Below are 18,126 nucleotides of genomic sequence, written 5' to 3'. Positions count from 1 at the left end.
CGAGACAGGTGTGAATTTAGGGGAATCCAATATTTTCTATTCAAATATGATAGAATGAAAATATATCCAAAAGGAGGAACAACAAATGAACTCAAACACAAAACAGTTTATTTATGATATCCAGCAAAGAAAGAACAATTATATGGAAAATGTATTAATAGCAATACAACACCCTAAAAAAGAGCAATCTGAACAGGTCATTCAAAATATAGTAGAGAAGATGGATATGATGATTAGTTTAGTTACTACTTATATGAGGATTGAATCAGGATCTACGGAAGAATTAGAAGCACTTCAGGAAGAAATCATTCATGCTCAAGCATATATTCAAAAACGAAAATTTGAAGAAACACAGAGATAAAACCCTGTATTTTTATTTGGGCGTCTATGACGCCAATCGGTTATAAATCAAACTAGATGTAATTTGATCATTGTTTTGGCATAATCCATACAATTTGTTGAATACGTACAATATGCGGCACCTTATCTTCAATGAGCAAATGATCCGGTTCACATTCTTTAACTTTCCTCTTACATTACCTCTTACAGCTTCAATAACCACATGTTTACCAATTACCGATTGTAATGTCTAATATACGTAGGGATTAGGTACACTTACCATATTTTGTTCACTAAAGTCATTTGCCTCTAAAAAACTCATTCTATAGGACTCCTTTCTAACTTACATTTTCCCTCTTAATATATGATATAAATCTTATAACTATACTAGAAGGATATTTCATTATAAAAACGAAACTAACATTTTAATAAGGTGCGTTTTCTATTCCTAAATTGCTAAAAAATTATTTATATAAGGTTACTTTTACTAGTTAATAGGTGATGATATAGGGATATTTTGCATGTACATCCAGGCTGTTCCTTTCAAGATATGTATCATTTTAAATACGCCCTTTATTAGAATAGTGCTCATACATTTTTTGAGATTCTTTAGTAATACGTGCGTTAAGTAAAATTGTTAACAATAAAAACACTCCATATTTCCCCCCTGTAGCTCCTATGATAATCACACTACTACAAACAAGCACAATTAATAAGATAAACGAAACTAAATAAATACAGTCATAATTCTTTGACATTTCCTCATATTTTATGCGTTCTTTCCTTGCATCCATCTAAATTATCCATTTCACTATAAAATAAATTCCGACCTTAAAAAGAAAAATCTGTCCATTTAAATAATTAGTTTGTTTTTTTAGCAACTAATGTATATAACATGAAAAGAAATCCTACCAATGTTAAGCTTTCCACTATGATAATCCCGACCCTCTCCTTCCTATTAACCCCAACACATCAGATGAAAATTATGTGTACCCCATATTAGCTGCAGCAAACAAAAAGGATCCTCCCTTCTCTTAAAGGCTGATCCTTTTCTTCGTGCATTCAACTATTTTTAGCTATTCTTGATTAATTAGAATAACAGCTGGTCCATCTACACGAATTCCACCAACTTCGATTTTTTCATAAGGCTCAACTGTAATAGAAATGACCCCTTCCCGCTTCTTTAATTCTTTACTTAATTCTTTGGTTAACATTTTTTTCATGTGTGCACTCCTTCTTACTGCTTAATTTACTATTGTTATGTAAATAAAATTAAAAGTGGTTTCCTGGTCTGGAAACCATTTTTTGTAGTTAACCATATGGTGTTACCAGTTCGCTTATCAATTTTACGCAAAGAAGATAAACAATTACTATTCACTGTCTCAGTAGATGTAAGAAATTCTTAAAGATAGCGGTGAGATTGATTGTTTTTTCTTCTAGAAATAATGACTTAGATAGTATATTACCTAAAACAATGAAAGCCCTACCTCTCTTTCATCCTTACGGCTCCTTGTCCGTGCCAGTGTGAATCAGGATTGCAAAAATCAAGTGACTATTTAATCGAGTTATTTGATGAAACTTCGAACGTTCGTAAAAGAAATTTAAAAATAAAAATGGATTAGATTGAAGTAATAACAAAAGAGGTTCCTACTCTAAAAGTGAGTTAAAGAAGTTGAATGTCTTTGAAATGATTTACTTTTAATAATCATCATATTCCCGAAAAATTCAGGATATTTTCGGGGGATGTAATACATTATCTATAATGAATCTTAACAGAAACTTTTTATTTGATTTTCAGTGATTCCTTTAATTAATCCTAGTTCACTAATCAAAAATTCATGTGCGTTATCCAACATTTTTTTTCGCTTGTATTAAGTGCCTTTTCTTTCTTCATACGCATTAAATCACGTACAACTTCAGCACCTTCTTGTATTTCACCCGTTTTTATTTTGTCCGTGTTCACTTTATACCTTTGTTTCCACGGCAATAATTTATCTGATTCTCCATGCTGAAAAATTTGTATAATGTGTTTTAATGCAAGTATATCAGTAACTGGGCGTATACTCGAACTTAATATTTTCCCCATAGGAATCATGACTTGCATATTACTGATCGACATTTTTATAACATAATACTGTTGTTTTTTTCCTGAGAATTCTTTTTCTTCTATGGCTTCAATTATACCTGCTCCGTGCATTGGATAAACAATGTTATCGCCAATTTGAAACATATAATCCACCTCCATATATGGTAACCTTCTCAACCTTAACATATATTTGATTTTTTATCAAATATTTTATAATATCATAAAATCGTTTTTATCGTCAACTACTTTTTTAACAAAAATTAAATTAAGTAAAAAACACCCCAAAAACAATAGGGAGTGTGTCAGATTCCCCCGCTTATATTCAGAAATCTCTACTCATTAACGTAGATCAGTTTTCCCTTGAAAACGACCAAATCGATCCCGTATTTTTTTCAATCTTGTGTGGTATTCCAAAATCTCAATTCTTGCTTTTTCAGCTAAAGGTGCAATTGGTCGTAAGTCTTTTAACCCCCAATAATCAACCACTACATCAAGTACTTGATCAAAATATTGTAGTGGTCCATAATTCGCTTCTTTTGCAATCACAGCCATTCTATTTTCAAAATCAGGCATGACGGCACCTGGCATTTTAAAATTCTTAATCACATTGGCAATATGATAGCAATAATTAGGTTCTAATTCCAAATGTGTTCGAATGACGTCTCGATAAAACGCATAATGAAGAGTCTCATCTTTGGCGAGACGACGTAATAATGTAGCAAGATCTGGATCATGCTTACTTGAAACCTTAGCTACGTTATTATAAAACACCAGCGTTGCAAGTTCTTGTAGCGTCGTATACGTCATTGCTTCGATTGGTGTATGAAAATCAGGCTCAAATCCACCCTCAACGACTGACTTTCTTAAATCATGTATTCGTTTAGGGTTCACACTTCGAGTGAGTAGTAAATATGTCTCCAATAAATTCGAATGTTGATCCTCTTCTGAGGTCCAAGTATGAATAAAGTCTGTAATAACAGAAAGGGATCCTTTAAAGGTCGCCGATAAATACGTTGTAAACCATGGTAAATTCACTTCTGTTAATAAAGCTGTCTCAATAGCCGTAATTACACCAGAAGGAAGAGTAACTTGACTTTCATCCCAAGGAACTCTTTTAAAGTCCATTCCCTTATCCCATGGTAAAAACTCATGATAACCCCAGTCTATCTTCTGCGCCCTTATTTTATGTTGTTCATACAATTCTTTTAAACGTGGTTCTAATCGGAAATCTAAATCATTTGTTAGCATATATAAGTGCCCCCTTTTTTATCGTAGATAGTCATTCTATTTTTACATTCATTTGTATCCTTAAAAATTTTCTACAAATAAATATTACTTTCCTTTTTTTAAGTCAAATACAACAAATTTTTAACAAACCACTTTAAGAACGCTTTATTTCTATATGATTTTTTTCATATCAAAAGGGAAACCGTTACATATATTGTCATTTTTTATAAAAAGGGTTCTGAGGCATACGATATGTTGCTTAGCCTAAATAAAAAAACTATCCTCAGCAAATAGAGGATAACATTCATGGATGAAGATACTCGTCATATTGTAAATCTTGGTGAGTATAAAAAGGTGCATATCCATAAAGAATCGTTTTATAATAAAGATTGATAAACAATTTATCTTTCATCCGTTTTCGTTACTTTCTAATTTTGTTATTGGTAGCAAAAACTTAAAAGATTAATGGCGTTTTATACACACTAACAATTTATTTAGATATAAGATATTAGATTAAGAAATTGCAAAATATATACAGTTGATAAGATAGCCTTAAACGACAATCCCCAACAAAATCACTGTACATTGGCTATGATGAGTTAGACCGAATTTTCGGAAACAGTATACAATACAAAGGAAAGAGGCGATAACCATGCAGTCAACGGAATCGTATATGAAGGAAAGACAACGTAGAGAAAAAATAGAAATAATATTTAATCACAAGGTAAAAGGAGAGAGTTATTTTCATGGTTCTTCCTATCAATGGAAAAACATTGTATATCAAAATTATAATAAGATACAACAAAAAGAGTTGGAAATTGAACAAATCATTTCGAAAATGGAAAAATCAGGAGTTCGTTTTATGCAGCACCGCTCGCTCATACACTATCCCATCATTGATTTTGTAAAATATATAGCTAAGATTTATAAGGAAACCCTCGAAACACAATAATCATATTTAAAGGAAACCTTTATAAAGTGTTTATTTTCGAAACTTTGTTAACTAAAAGCCCAAAAACTCATTTTAATATTCTTTTTATTCGAAATACTCTTCTTTCTTGTTATAATAAAAACCATAACGTATTCTAGTCGTTTGTATATCTTCAGATTTTGTGAATTTTATTACACCTTATTTACTTTTTATGTACTTTATAATAAAAAAAAGAATTATCTCTTCTCTTAAAAATTAAGAGAAAAAATAGTTCTTTTTCATTTATCTTATTTCTTAAAGTAAGTCCAACCTTCTTCTTGGTAAATCTTTTCTTCTTTCATCAGTTTACCAAGTGCACGCTTAAATGCAGCCTTACTCATATTGAAACGTTCTTTAATGTCTTCTGGGTTACTCTTATCCCAAAACGGCATTGCTCCGCCTCGTTCTTCCATATATGCATAAAGTACTGCTGCATCATCTTCCATTCCTTCTTCTTTACGAGGAAGAAGTGAAATGTTAATTGTACCGTCGTCTTTCACGTCAATAATACGACCTGTTACGCGCTCACCGATGCGGACTTGTTCTTTTCTTTCTGTATGGTGTAAGAAAGCACGGAAATGCTCGTCAGTTAGTATGAACGAACCAACTTGAAGTGAGCGATACACACGTCCATTTACGTTTTTATTACGCATAGATGGCGTTGCATCTACGATAATTTCTTGCATATCACTGTCTCTTGCCGGAAGGGCAATTAAACGATCACGATTCGTTAATTTTAACGTACAATATAATTCGTCGCCTTCCTGAGGCCATACTGGCATATAAATTGGAAACTCATCAAGTGGAATTAGTATATCTTTTGATACACCAATATCAACAAACACACCTAAGCTAGGAATAACTTCTACAACCTTTACCCAATTCCAATCATGCGTTGTAATAATTGGTTCCTTCATTGTTGCTGAAATACGATTTTGGTGATCAAGGTATAAGAATACATCAATCGTATCGCCTTCTGCAATTTCTCCAGCTAATTCGTTTTTATGTAGGAAGATTTCTTCCTCTTCGTTTCCAACCATATATCCGATTTCCGTTTCGCGTAAAACAGTTACCTGTTCAATCGATCCTAATTGCAAATACATATTTTTTAATTCCCTTCTCTATATATAAAGTTATCTTTTTTATCATTCCAAACAAAAGTTAATTATAACACGATTTTTCCTTTATTTGTCCAACTGCCCAAAATTCACTATAATTAAATAAAGACTGTATCTATAGGACTATATTCCCCTACGGATGATCCGTCAAAACACTTAAGTTGCAACAACTCTATCTAATCGATGTACTTTCCGCTATACTTTAATATGTATATTACATAGCCTATTTAGGTGCATGAAAAGATAGAAATTTATTTGGAGGTGCTAACTATGGCAAAAGAGAGTTCTTTTGACATCGTTTCGAAAGTAGAATTACCTGAAGTAACAAACGCAATTAACATCGCATTAAAGGAAATCCAAAACCGATATGACTTTAAAGGTAGTAAAAGTGATATTAAATTAGAAAAAGAAGTACTTGTTTTAACTTCTGAGGACGAGTTCAAATTAGACCAAGTAAAAGACGTTCTAATTTCTAAACTTGTAAAACGTAACGTTCCAATTAAAAACTTGGACTATGGAAAAGTTGAAACTGCATCTGGTAATACTGTTCGCCAACGTGCAACTCTGCAACAAGGTATCGATAAAGATAACGCGAAAAAAATTAACAACATCATTAAAGAAATGAAATTAAAAGTAAAAACGCAAGTACAAGATGACCAAGTACGCGTAACAGCGAAAAGCCGTGATGACTTACAAGCAGTAATCGCAGCCGTTCGCAGCGTCGACTTACCAATCGACGTACAATTCATTAACTACCGCTAAGAAAAAAAGATCCTCTATCTATACAGAGGATCTTTTCTTTTTAACCGCAATTAAAAAAGCAATAAATAATACGTTCACACCGACTATTAAGGAGATAAACAACCAATTCACACCTGTTTCTTCGCTAACTTTATACACATTCGACTCTTCGCGCTTTAAAACAAGATAAAACTTTCCGTTTTCTTCTCTTATAATTTCGTCTTCTAACAATCCTCTTAACTCTTGTTTTTCACCAATTGCACTTACAGGTAAGGAAACCTTTTTCGTCTCTTTCGTATTATTAATCGCTACTAGTGTTACTTCATCTTTATACTTTCGTTTTAATATACTCATTCCATCTTTATCATATAGAAGTTCAAACGTACCACGTCGTAAAGATGGTCTCGCTTGTCTAAGTTCACCTAGCTTCGTTATGTGCTGCATAAACTTTTCATCAGATTTGAAATCCATTAATCGTCTATTATCTGGAGCATCTCCCCCATCTAATGCGATTTCAGTTCCGTAATAAAAATTCGGTATCCCCGGGGATGTTAATAAGTAAGTGATCGCTAGTTTTAAACGAGACGGCGGGTAATACATATTTTCTTTTGCAATACGTGCAAATCGCTTTGTTTCTTGATTATCTAAAAACGTAGCGAATTCCTCTTCTTTTCCACTCACATCATATAAAGGTTTCACAGACATATCTGCTTTTGAAAATGACTCTACTATTTTTTTATAGTACTCATTATCTTCCTTTGTCATAATGTGAAAATCTTTCTTTACCTTCTGCAAATCCTTTTGCACTTCATCCCAAAAAGCACGCGGCTTTTTTTCACTATGTATCACATAACTTCCGTCTAAATCGACTTCTTTTATCCACCATTTCATCGAGTCTATTAATTGTTGTTCATTTTCTTCATACGGAAATTGAAAGACAACTTTCATTCCTTTTTTGTGAGCCTCATTTACAAGTTCTTTCACATCATTTTCTGTTCCGAAATGTTCATTTACTTTTTGAAAATTTCGAACGCTTAATCCGTCATACTTTTCACTTTCAAAAAGCGGCGAAAGCATAATAGTAGTAAATCCCATTTCTTTTATGTAGTCCAATCTTTTTATAATCCCACGTATATCTCCGCCCTGATACCCTTCTAAATTACCAACGTCTAACTGTTTGTCATTTTTCGATTCTCCGTTATTAAAGCGATCAATCATAATGGAATACATAACTTCATCTCGCCATTCCCTTTTTTCTTCCGCAAAAGTATGTACTGGTACAAACAAAATAACAGCTAAACAAAAACAAATGAATAGTTCCTTAGTCCATATTTTTTTCACACGCATCCCCCAAACTTCCAATTGTAAGAATATTATACCAATTTTTAGAGCAAATCGCATACGTTGATTTTATCCCCCAAAAATACATCATGTTAGGTTTTCTAACATCAACTAAAAAGTTTTCTGAATTTTTAGTTGATTTTTCTTTTTATTTCGAATATGATATGAAACATAACATATAGATGTTATGTTTCATATCATCATAGGAGGAGAGAGAATGAATACGGGAGATACAGTTTTTATTTTTGTAACGACAGTAATGGTCATGTTGATGACACCAGGATTGGCACTTTTTTATGGGGGTATGGTTCGCAGTAAAAACGTACTCAGCACGACAATGCACAGTTATAGCGCAATGGCTATCGTTTCGATTCAATGGATTGTTATCGGTTATTCTTTATCATTCGGGCCAGATTGGCACGGACTTATCGGCAATCTCGATTGGTTCGGTCTAAACGGAGTTACCTACGCACCAAACCCAGACTACTCATCTACTATTCCTCACAATTTATTTATGATGTTCCAACTCATGTTCGCTATTTTAACTCCCGCTTTAATTTCAGGGGCATTCGCCGAAAGAATGCGATTTTCTGCCTTTCTTATTTTTATCCTTCTTTGGACAACAATCGTTTACAATCCTGTCGCTCATTGGGTATGGGGCGTTGGCGGATGGCTGAGAGAACTCGGCGCGTTAGACTTCGCTGGTGGTAATGTCGTTCATATCACATCTGGCGTTGCTGGTCTTGTATTAGCTATTTTCCTTGGAAAACGAAAAAATATAAGCGGTACCTCCCCTCATCATTTACCATTTACAATGTTAGGCGCAGGCTTACTCTGGTTCGGCTGGTTCGGTTTCAACGTCGGTAGTGCATTATCTTTAAATGACGTAGCTTTAACTGCATTTATTAATACAAATATAGCCGCCGCTGCCTCAGCTCTAACTTGGATGCTTTCTGAATGGTTCTTCCAATCAAAACCGACTGCGATGGGAGCTGCTTCCGGGGTTGTTTCTGGTTTAGTCGCAATTACGCCGGCTTGTGGATTCGTTACACCTTTCTCCGCTCTTCTTATCGGAGCAATCGGCGGTATATTATGCTTCGGAGCTGTCTTCTTCTTAAAAAACAAATTCGGATACGACGATACACTCGATGCATTTGGATGCCACGGCATTGGAGGAACTTGGGGCGGTATTGCAACTGGACTATTTGCTACTACTACTATAAATAGCGATGGTGCTAACGGATTATTTTACGGAAACGCCACTCTCCTTTTCAAACAACTTGTAGCAATCGGAGCAACATATGCATTCACAATCATAATGACGTACGCCATTATTAAGGCTATTAACTTCTTCCTTCCTGTTCGCGTCGATGAGCACGAAGAACAAATGGGGCTTGATATTTCGATGCATGGGGAGAAAGCTTATGAGTATACTGAGCGAGTAAATTAAAAAAGAGATGCAATCTATTAATAGTAGATTGCATCTCTTTTTTCGCACTGATTTGCACACCCCATCCTGTATTCCCATAAATTTATCGATCGTTTCTTTCAATATATCGATTTACCGACGAATTCCGACATAGCTAAAACGCAAAATACCCTGCATGATTTTACACAAAAAAGACGACCGTTTAACAGTCGTCTTTTCCTATTTACTTCGGAACATTCCCTACATACTGCGTAATATCAACATTTAACGCCCCTGCTAAACGCATTCCGTAGTCATGATCTGCACGGAAGAAGTTGCAAATAGCTAGTAATTTCGTTTGCTCATTTACGCCTTTTAAGTCGTTTGTTAAGTTCGCAATTAAGTTATCTTGCTCTTCTTTAGAGAATGAACGGTAACGCTCACCCGCTTGTTTGAAGTCATTTGGTTTTTCAATTTTTTCACGAGATACGTAGCCTTCTACTTTCATAGTTGAATCGCGGTAAGTTGGATCTTCAACTGGATTTTCAGTATGACGGCTCGGTTCGTAGTTTATTGTAGATGGGTTTTGATCCACTTGCATCGCACCATCACGTTGTTGATTACGAACAGCTGCGTATGGGCAGTTTACAGGAATTTGTAAATAGTTTGCACCAAGGCGATAACGCTGTGTATCTGGGTAAGAGAATAAACGACCTTGTAATAATTTATCTTCAGATGGTTCAATACCATTTACAGTTGCACTTGGAGAGAACGCCACTTGTTCTACTTCCGCAAAGAAGTTTTTCGGGTTACGATTTAACGTCATCGTCCCTACTTCAATTAATGGGAAACGATCTTCTGGCCATACTTTCGTCGGATCTAGTGGATCGAAATCTAAAGAATCCGTTTCTTCTAGTTGCATCACTTGTACGTGTAAATCCCACTTCGGATAATTTCCTTTTTCGATTGCATCGAACAAGTCACGAGTTGCATGATTGAAGTCTTTTCCTTGCACTTGCTCGACTTCTTTTGCACTTAAGTTACGCACACCTTGCTGTGGCTTCCAATGATATTTAATGTAAACGATTTTACCTTCTGCATTAATCCATTTAAATGAATGTACGCCGAAACCTTCCATTTCACGGTAGTTTGCCGGTGTACCATAATCAGAAAATACCCATGTCATCATATGTGTAGATTCTGGAGTTAACGTCATGAAATCCCAGTAACGATCTGGCGTTTGAACATTTGTATCAGGTGCTGGCTTTAAAGAATGCACCATGTCAGGGAATTTAATTGCGTCACGAATGAAGAAAACTGGTAAGTGGTTACCTACGATATCGTAGTTTCCTTCTTCTGTATAAAATTTAACAGCGAACCCACGCGGATCACGAGCTGTCTCTGGAGAACCTTGACCATGAATAACCGTTGAGAAACGAACGAATACAGGTGTTTCAGTTCCTTCATTTTGTAAAAACGCTGCTTTCGTATATTGCTTCATGCTGTTTTTCGTTACGAATACACCGTGAGCACCTGCACCACGTGCATGCACAACACGCTCAGGAATACGTTCACGATCAAAGTGAGCAAGTTTTTCTACTAAATGATAGTCTTCTAACAATACCGGTCCACGGCGACCAGCTGTACGAGAGTTTTGGTTATCTCCAACTGGAGCACCTTGGTTTGTTGTTAAGCGCTTATTTGGATTCATCAAGGGTGATCCTCCTCTTTCCTTCATAGTAATTATTATTTATTTAAAATTATTATAAACTAATTATTATTCAAAATTAAATCCTTGTCAACTATTTCCTTCATTTTTTTGGAAACAATTTCAGCTAAACAATCAATAAATACAGATTGTGAATTGGGCATATTTAGTCTAAAATATGCAGCATTTAATTCATCAGTTACAACTTTACATTCATAATCGGTGTCATATAAAACTCCTAAATCGAGCAATGTGTTTTAAACCTAAGTAACAAACAAATTCATACTCTGTAAACATTTTATTCATTGAATCTGTTAATTTATGCGCCTGCTCTTTCATTATTTTCCCAAGCGGTGAAATTCCACCAATCGCTTTATACCGTCCGATTAAATTTTGGAGCGCTTCTTCAGAGATGGCTTACGCCCATGACGAATGTGAGTATAATAAGCTTCTACATCATCTAATGACTCCGGCGTTCCATATGCCATTACAAGCAAACCTATTTTCTTCTTCGTCATCTATATAGCACCTCAATTTTGGAAATGAGAATCCTTTTCAAGAACATTTGTTTCCAATTATAACAAGCAATAATAAGTACGTCAAAATAATAATTCTAAATAAGTATTGTTTCTAATATGATTTCGAATTTTATATGACAATTTATTTAAGAAAAAGAGCGGCTCACATAAATATAAGCCGCTCTTTCCCTATTCCTTAATATTTACCCCATACTCTTTAAACCAAACATGAATTTGCGCTAAATGAGCTAAAAGCTGCGGCCCAGTCATTAATTGACCAAACCATGGTTTTTGAAATGCACTGCCGCCAGACTGGATCAATCCGCTCAATTGCTCCTTATCGAACAATTCATGCAAAATTGAGCCTTTATCCGCTAATAAATCTTGGAGCCATACTGTGACTGCTTTCGTATAGTGCGGGTTATGCGTTTTCGGATACGGACTTTTCTTTCTATACAATATATCATTTGGAAGTAATCCTTCTAAAGCCTTACGCAATAGACCTTTTTCGCGGTTTTTATACATTTTCATTTCCCAAGGAATATTCCACGCATATTCGACAAGTCGGTGGTCCGCAAATGGAACGCGTACTTCTAAGCTTGCCCCCATACTCATACGGTCTTTTCTGTCTAATAATGTTGTCATAAACCATACCATGTTTAAATAAAATAATTGTCGTCTCTTCGCTTCTAATGGGCTTTCTCCCTCTAAAATAGGAACTTCTTGAATGGATTCTTCATAGCGTTGTTGTACATATTGTTGTAAATTTAATTTATTTCTCCATTCTTTCTTCAGAAGTTGTTCACGCGCTTCTGTAGAACGCATCCACGGAAATGCACTTGATTGTAAATCATCTTCTCTATAAAACCACGGATAACCGCCGAATATTTCATCTGCACATTCTCCAGATAAACCGACGACAAAATCTTGTTTTATTTCACGGCAAAACCATAATAATGAAGAATCAATATCTGCCATACCAGGCAAATCGCGAACGAGTACTGCTTCTGTTAAATACTGTGCTAGTTGTTCATTAGAAATGACGCAGCGATGATGAATTGTTTGAAATGTCTCTGTCATTAAATTAATAAATGGTGCATCTGAATTCGGCTGAAACGCATTCGCTTTAAAATATTTGTCGTTATCTTCATAGTCAACAGAATACGTGTGCAATTGACCTTTCCCTGATCTTTCATACTCTTTCGCGGCAATTGCTGTTATAGCACTTGAATCTACACCTCCTGATAAAAAAGTGCATAGTGGTACGTCAGAAACTAATTGTCTCGTAATCGCATCTTGTAATAAAAAACGAGTTTTCTCTACTGTTTCTTCAAATGAATCTTCATGTTTTTTACTTTCTACATTCCAATATCTCCATATGCATAAACCGTCTTTTGAGAACGTCATTGCATGACCCGGACGCAGTTCTTGAATACCAGCATATATACCGTGACCAGGCGTTCTAGATGGTCCGAGGCCAAATATTTCTGACAACCCTTCTAACGTTACTTCCGCCTTCACATCTGGATGCGCTAGTATCGCTTTTAACTCTGAACCAAATAATAATCGTCCGCTATCATATTTATAAAAAAGCGGTTTTACACCTAATCGATCTCTGGCAATAAAGACTCGTTCATTTTTCTCATCCCATACTGCAAACGCATATATACCGTTTAAATGATCGACACATTCTTCTTTCCATTCAATATAAGATGCCAATAGTACTTCTGTATCGGAATGCCCTTTAAATGTATAACCTCTTCTTAATAACTCTTTGCGAATATCTTCTGTATTGTAGAGCTCTCCGTTATAGCAAATCGCATAACTCGTTTCGTCTTTTAAACAAGTCATGGGTTGTTTACCACCTTCAGGATCTACAACGATTAACCGTTTATGCCCAAATGCGACGTTCCCTTTAATCCAAACTTTATTATCATCTGGACCGCGTTTCGCTAGCGTTTCCGCCATCTTCGTCACGATGTCCCTTTCCCCTTCTAATGAGCGTTTATAATCCACCCATCCTGTAATCCCGCACATAAGAATCATCCTTCCTAATCTAATATCTGTTTCTGAACGTGCAGTAATCCCCACCCTATGAGTGCGGATACATAAAAACAACAAACTTGACGATAACTAACTATCCACATATGGAATAGCAGTTTCACAGTGTAAAGCGTGTTTTATTGTATGCCCATCTATCTTTAGGTGTGTCTAGTTATAAAGAACGTACGAACTGTCCATAACAAGAATAACTATTTCTATAAAAGGAGAAATGAACTATGATACAACGCAAACACATTTTGTATAACCAACCGCGCGCTCATACAGTCGGTAATGTAGAATATATAAACAAAGAATGGGTATTCTTTGATGATGAAAATGATGAGGCTTTTCTATTAGAAGATATTGCTGAAGATGGTTTTGAAATTTTATATAACAACAATTGGCTACCAGCTCGTTTTTATGAACAAGACATATTACAAATTGCAAATGAACAACATTCTCTCCAAAACGGGGAAATGATACGAATTCGAAAAAAATTACTTCTTAGCTATAATGAATGGCTTGAGGAATTACCTGACTCTGTCTTTACATTATTAACCGAATCATTGCAATCACTTAATTACTCTTTATATGATTGCATGTATTGTCATAATTATTTATCCTTCTTGCCAAAAGAGGAAGCATGCGAAGGAGTAAATATTCTTTTATTCGATAACGACGAAATGATTTGTACATTGCAGCATCATTTTGTACGCCACTCTTCCTCTAATAAAAATATTTTGCGATTTACGAAAGTAAACGGAGAAGAGTTACATATTGATGCGACATAAAATAAAAACCACCTTATCTCCCAAATATTTGAGATCATAAGGTGGTTTTATTTTTATTTGAATACGTACCAGCCAAGCGGTAATTTTAGTCCTAAGTATAATACCGCTACTAGCGCGACAATAAATAAGCCCCAAACCGCCCCTGTTGGTTTGTTTTTGCTCATTTTCACAAGAACCATTTCCATTCCAGCGATTACTAATATACCAGCTAGCATTTTCATGCCGTACCACATGTGCATGCTACCTGTTGCCGTCTTCACAATACTCATGTACAACATGAAACCTGTCACAATAATGATGATATACATAAGGCGAAGCCCCATATGTACACCTTTACCTTTTCTTCCTGCTGAATAAAGTGAATACGCAACGAAGAATAAAATTAATCCTAACGCCCATGCTGTAATATGCATATGTACCATCGTATCCCTGCCTCCTCTTTTTCACACTTTTTCACTCTATATGATAACATGTTCATATATTTTCAGGAAATGTTTCGCTTTTTTATATTTAAATGCTATAATATTTAGAGTATTTACAAACTTCTTGTAATAACAAAAGGGGGAACAATCATGATTCAAACTAAGGATATTATCGAACTTACAGACACATACGGGGCAAATAACTACCATCCACTTCCAATCGTTATTTCTAAAGCAGAAGGCGTTTGGGTAGAAGATCCTGAAGGAAACCGCTATATGGACTTATTAAGTGCATATTCTGCAGTAAACCAAGGTCATCGTCATCCAAAAATCATTAACGCTTTAATTGACCAAGCTAATCGAGTGACGTTAACTTCTCGTGCTTTCCATAGCGATCAATTAGGTCCTTGGTACGAAAAAGTTGCGAAACTAACAAATAAAAATATGGTACTTCCTATGAATACAGGTGCAGAGGCTGTTGAAACTGCAATTAAAACAGCTCGTCGCTGGGCTTATGATGTGAAAAAGGTAGAAGCAAACCGTGCAGAAATCATCGTTTGTGAAGATAACTTCCACGGACGTACAATGGGTGCTGTTTCTATGTCATCAAACGAAGAGTACAAGCGCGGCTTCGGTCCAATGCTTCCTGGCATTATTGTAATTCCTTATGGTGATTTAGAAGCGTTAAAAGCTGCGATTACACCAAATACAGCTGCATTCATTTTAGAGCCAATCCAAGGTGAAGCAGGAATTAACATTCCACCAGCTGGTTTCTTACAAGAAGCTTTTGAAGTATGTAAAAAAGAAAACGTTTTATTCGTAGCAGATGAAATCCAAACAGGCTTAGGCCGTACGGGTAAAGTATTTGCTTGCGACTGGGACAATGTAACTCCTGACATGTACATACTTGGTAAAGCACTTGGCGGCGGCGTATTCCCAATCTCTTGTGTTGCAGCAAACAGCGACATTTTAGGTGTATTCGAGCCAGGTTCTCACGGTTCTACATTCGGTGGTAACCCACTTGCATGTGCTGTTTCTATTGCAGCTCTTGAAGTATTAGAAGAAGAAAAATTAACAGAGCGTTCTCTTCAATTAGGAGAAAAACTAGTTGGGCAATTAAAAGAAATTGATAACCCAATGATTACTGACATTCGCGGTAAAGGTTTATTCATCGGTATCGAATTAAACGAGCCAGCTCGTCCTTACTGTGAACAACTAAAAGCAGCTGGTCTATTATGTAAAGAAACACACGAAAACGTAATTCGTATTGCACCACCTCTAGTAATCTCTGAAGAAGATTTAGAGTGGGCGTTCCAAAAAATTAAAGCTGTACTATCTTAATCATAGTGAGGTTGTCCTAAATATAGGACAACCTCTTTCTTTTTTTAGTAGTTTATCGTAAAATAAAATTGAATATTCTGTTTTTGTTAAAAAGGGGGTAACTGTATGCTATTGAAATACGGTAAACACATTAATAATTTAGCTACAATTTTTATTTCTATGACATTCATCGGCTTCATATTATCTACAACTTTACTCAGTCATTATTCAACTCCTAATACATTCACACTACTCAAAACATCATTTTGGGCTGCTGTTTTCCTTACAATTATCGGTTTTGGCCGTGAGAGAAGCGCACTTGCAGTTATGCTAATTGGAATTTGTACTTTAGCATTAATCGGATTGTATATTTTCGCCATCATAGATTACTCCGTTAATCCACGCCCATAGAAAAGAGCTATCTTTTCACAAGATAGCTCTTTTTTCATTTCACAATATTTCTAAGCGTACCAATTCCCTCTACTGTAATAACAACTTCATCACCAGCATGTAAAAACTTCGGTGGTGTAAAACCTTTACCAACACCAGCTGGTGTCCCTGTTGCAATGATATCTCCTGGCTCTAATGTCATGCCTTTACTTATAGTTGAAATAATTTCTTCTACTGAAAAAATCATTTCTCTCGTATTTGAAGTTTGCCTTACTTCTCCATTTACCACCGTTTCAATGTGTAATGCATTCGGCGTTCTAACCATCGATTTATGAATTAAATACGGTCCCATCGGACAAAATGTATCGAAACTTTTCCCTAGGAAAAATTGTTTATGTTTTCTTTGAATATCCCGAGCAGTTACATCATTTATAACTGTATATCCAAAAACATGATCAAGAGCTTTTTCTATTTTTATTTGTTTCCCTCGCTTACCGATAACGATTGCTAGTTCACCTTCGTAATCAAGTTCATTCGTCGCGTGAGGGTGACCATTAATTTGCTCATCAATTCCAATCACTGTTGTTGGCGCCTTTGTAAAAATCATTATATTTTCAGGGATAGACTCTACTCCGCCCATTTCTACCGCATGCTCACGATAGTTCTTTCCAACACAAAGAATATTTTTTCTCGGCCTTGGAATCGGTGCTAATATTTTCACCTCTGCTAACGGATAATACGCCGATCCCGCATTTTCCTTCGCCCAATTTACAATATCGTACACTTTCTCAAGACATTCGCTTCCTCTTTCAATACACTCTAACATGGTAATTGGGATAGTAACCTTTTCCCCTTTTTGTCTTTGCGCTTCTCTTAAATGTAATACCTTTTCTTCCTCTTCATCCACAATACCTACAAATACTTTTTCTTCTTTCTTCGCCGTTACAAAACGCAACATTTCCACTCTCCATCCTAAAACTCATACCCTATAATTGTATTCGCATCCTTAAGAAAAAAACCTTCTTACACACGCTAATTTTTACAATATTCAACCATTCTTACATTTGTTCCTCATCCGTTATTTGACATAAAATGTAGAAATTATACTTTTTTTAGCGAAGATGTTTCTTTTTTATGGGATTTTTGTATAATATGTACTACATATATACATAAAATTTATTGAGAGATGGAGCCGATTTCAATGTTTGAGCAAGCTATCGAAAAAAACGCGAAAAAATGATCTATTTTGCTGAACGCTACGGAATGACTTCTCAAAAAACAGTAGATTGTAGCCAGGAATTGGACAGGCTCTTAAATGTTGTTTGGCCTATACATACAGATTGCACACATACTCAAATGTTCGAAACACATACGCAATAACGTATGTGTTTCTTTTATTTCGAAAAAATACACATTTTATTGAAAACGCCCATACAATAGTAGAAAAGAAAATTTTAAAAACGAAAGGTGTTTTGTATGCCAGCTATGGTCGGACATATTCGTATCGTTAACATTGGATCAAGTGGTATTTTTCATATTGGAGATGTATTTGCGATTAGGCCTATTAGTTATTCACGCGCTTTTGCGGGAGCCGGTTCATTTAATGTTGGGGATAACGTCTCTGTTTACAATTATCAAAGCTCAACGACCGTCAATGATTCAGATGTAATTGATCAAGCAATAATTGGTTCGAACTAAAGGGGG

At 35.4% G+C, this 18,126-nt stretch carries 17 protein-coding genes and 4 pseudogenes; 9 read left to right on the top strand and 12 right to left on the bottom strand.

Features of this window, described 5'->3' with window-relative positions; genetic code table 11:
- Positions 1–85 precede the first annotated feature (85 nt).
- Positions 86–361 (top strand): hypothetical protein, encoded by a 276-nt coding sequence (locus JFT95_RS04050; RefSeq protein WP_002166150.1) that lies wholly within the window; start codon positions 86–88, stop codon positions 359–361.
- Between the two features lie 67 nt (positions 362–428).
- On the opposite strand, the pseudogene JFT95_RS04045 reads toward JFT95_RS04050, so the two are convergent.
- The 5 genes and pseudogenes from JFT95_RS04045 to JFT95_RS04025 all read right to left on the bottom strand — a co-directional run bounded on the left by JFT95_RS04045 (position 429) and on the right by JFT95_RS04025 (position 3,673).
- Positions 429–661 (bottom strand): annotated as a pseudogene (locus tag JFT95_RS04045) (YuzF family protein).
- Positions 662–899: 238 nt separating this feature from the next.
- Positions 900–1,133, bottom strand: a complete 234-nt coding sequence (locus JFT95_RS04040) for a hypothetical protein (protein WP_002030277.1) — start codon at positions 1,131–1,133, stop codon at positions 900–902.
- A gap of 282 nt (positions 1,134–1,415) precedes the next feature.
- A complete protein-coding gene (locus tag JFT95_RS04035) occupies positions 1,416–1,562 on the bottom strand; it encodes a BC1881 family protein (RefSeq protein ID WP_002011296.1) in 147 nt (48 codons plus the stop codon).
- 546 nt (positions 1,563–2,108) lie between these two features.
- A pseudogene (locus JFT95_RS04030) lies at positions 2,109–2,569 on the bottom strand (CarD family transcriptional regulator).
- A gap of 195 nt (positions 2,570–2,764) precedes the next feature.
- The gene (locus tag JFT95_RS04025; RefSeq protein ID WP_002030281.1) at positions 2,765–3,673 is read right to left on the bottom strand and encodes an acyl-ACP desaturase; all 909 of its coding nucleotides are present in this window, start codon (positions 3,671–3,673) and stop codon (positions 2,765–2,767) included.
- Positions 3,674–4,304: 631 nt separating this feature from the next.
- Here JFT95_RS04025 and JFT95_RS04020 point away from each other — a divergent pair.
- A complete protein-coding gene (locus tag JFT95_RS04020) occupies positions 4,305–4,604 on the top strand; it encodes a hypothetical protein (protein WP_201051513.1) in 300 nt (99 codons plus the stop codon).
- Positions 4,605–4,870: 266 nt separating this feature from the next.
- Here the strand turns inward: JFT95_RS04020 and JFT95_RS04015 are convergent, their stop codons facing one another.
- Positions 4,871–5,725, bottom strand: a complete 855-nt coding sequence (locus JFT95_RS04015) for a CvfB family protein (RefSeq protein WP_002011240.1) — start codon at positions 5,723–5,725, stop codon at positions 4,871–4,873.
- 285 nt (positions 5,726–6,010) lie between these two features.
- On the opposite strand from JFT95_RS04015, the gene JFT95_RS04010 reads away from it, so the two are divergent.
- Positions 6,011–6,502: a YajQ family cyclic di-GMP-binding protein gene (locus JFT95_RS04010; RefSeq protein WP_002011241.1), complete on the top strand. Its 492-nt coding sequence runs from the start codon at positions 6,011–6,013 to the stop codon at positions 6,500–6,502.
- Positions 6,503–6,520: 18 nt separating this feature from the next.
- Here JFT95_RS04010 and JFT95_RS04005 read toward each other — a convergent pair whose 3' ends face one another.
- Positions 6,521–7,882: an alpha-amylase family glycosyl hydrolase gene (locus JFT95_RS04005; RefSeq protein WP_201051511.1), complete on the bottom strand. Its 1,362-nt coding sequence runs from the start codon at positions 7,880–7,882 to the stop codon at positions 6,521–6,523.
- A gap of 157 nt (positions 7,883–8,039) precedes the next feature.
- Here JFT95_RS04005 and JFT95_RS04000 point away from each other — a divergent pair, with 157 nt between their 5' ends.
- Complete coding sequence (locus JFT95_RS04000; protein WP_002011245.1) at positions 8,040–9,272, top strand: ammonium transporter; 1,233 nt, start codon at positions 8,040–8,042, stop codon at positions 9,270–9,272.
- A gap of 202 nt (positions 9,273–9,474) precedes the next feature.
- Here the strand turns inward: JFT95_RS04000 and katB are convergent, their stop codons facing one another.
- The 3 genes and pseudogenes from katB to asnB form a co-directional block, all read right to left on the bottom strand.
- Positions 9,475–10,941, bottom strand: coding sequence for a catalase KatB (katB, locus tag JFT95_RS03995; RefSeq protein ID WP_201051509.1), 1,467 nt, complete (start codon positions 10,939–10,941; stop codon positions 9,475–9,477).
- Positions 10,942–11,000: 59 nt separating this feature from the next.
- Positions 11,001–11,456, bottom strand: a pseudogene (locus JFT95_RS03990) (ferrochelatase).
- 189 nt (positions 11,457–11,645) lie between these two features.
- A complete protein-coding gene (gene asnB, locus JFT95_RS03985; RefSeq protein WP_201051507.1) occupies positions 11,646–13,493 on the bottom strand; it encodes an asparagine synthase (glutamine-hydrolyzing) in 1,848 nt (615 codons plus the stop codon).
- A 242-nt stretch (positions 13,494–13,735) separates the two neighbouring features.
- Between asnB and JFT95_RS03980 the strand changes: the two genes are divergently transcribed.
- Positions 13,736–14,290, top strand: a complete 555-nt coding sequence (locus JFT95_RS03980; protein WP_002140810.1) for a DUF2777 domain-containing protein — start codon at positions 13,736–13,738, stop codon at positions 14,288–14,290.
- A gap of 53 nt (positions 14,291–14,343) precedes the next feature.
- On the opposite strand, the gene JFT95_RS03975 is transcribed toward JFT95_RS03980, so the two are convergent.
- A complete protein-coding gene (locus tag JFT95_RS03975; RefSeq protein WP_002011256.1) occupies positions 14,344–14,712 on the bottom strand; it encodes a YisL family protein in 369 nt (122 codons plus the stop codon).
- A gap of 150 nt (positions 14,713–14,862) precedes the next feature.
- Here JFT95_RS03975 and rocD point away from each other — a divergent pair, with 150 nt between their 5' ends.
- Positions 14,863–16,053: an ornithine aminotransferase gene (gene rocD, locus JFT95_RS03970; RefSeq protein WP_000616665.1), complete on the top strand. Its 1,191-nt coding sequence runs from the start codon at positions 14,863–14,865 to the stop codon at positions 16,051–16,053.
- Positions 16,054–16,158: 105 nt separating this feature from the next.
- Complete coding sequence (locus JFT95_RS03965; protein WP_000925332.1) at positions 16,159–16,443, top strand: hypothetical protein; 285 nt, start codon at positions 16,159–16,161, stop codon at positions 16,441–16,443.
- A 34-nt stretch (positions 16,444–16,477) separates the two neighbouring features.
- Here the strand turns inward: JFT95_RS03965 and JFT95_RS03960 are convergent, their stop codons facing one another.
- The gene (locus tag JFT95_RS03960; RefSeq protein WP_002125896.1) at positions 16,478–17,380 is read right to left on the bottom strand and encodes a fumarylacetoacetate hydrolase family protein; all 903 of its coding nucleotides are present in this window, start codon (positions 17,378–17,380) and stop codon (positions 16,478–16,480) included.
- A 243-nt stretch (positions 17,381–17,623) separates the two neighbouring features.
- Here JFT95_RS03960 and JFT95_RS03955 point away from each other — a divergent pair.
- Positions 17,624–17,802, top strand: a pseudogene (locus JFT95_RS03955) (aspartyl-phosphate phosphatase Spo0E family protein).
- 96 nt (positions 17,803–17,898) lie between these two features.
- On the top strand, positions 17,899–18,120 hold the full coding sequence (gene gerPA / locus JFT95_RS03950) for a spore germination protein GerPA (protein ID WP_001111190.1): 222 nt from the start codon (positions 17,899–17,901) through the stop codon (positions 18,118–18,120).
- Positions 18,121–18,126: the final 6 nt, after the last annotated feature.

It is taken from the genome of Bacillus sp. TH17 (assembly GCF_016651125.1).
Taxonomy (GTDB): Bacteria; Bacillota; Bacilli; order Bacillales; family Bacillaceae_G; genus Bacillus_A; species Bacillus_A mycoides.
Note: the sequence above shows the minus strand (reverse complement) of the source record. Positions and strands in the feature narration are given on the sequence as shown.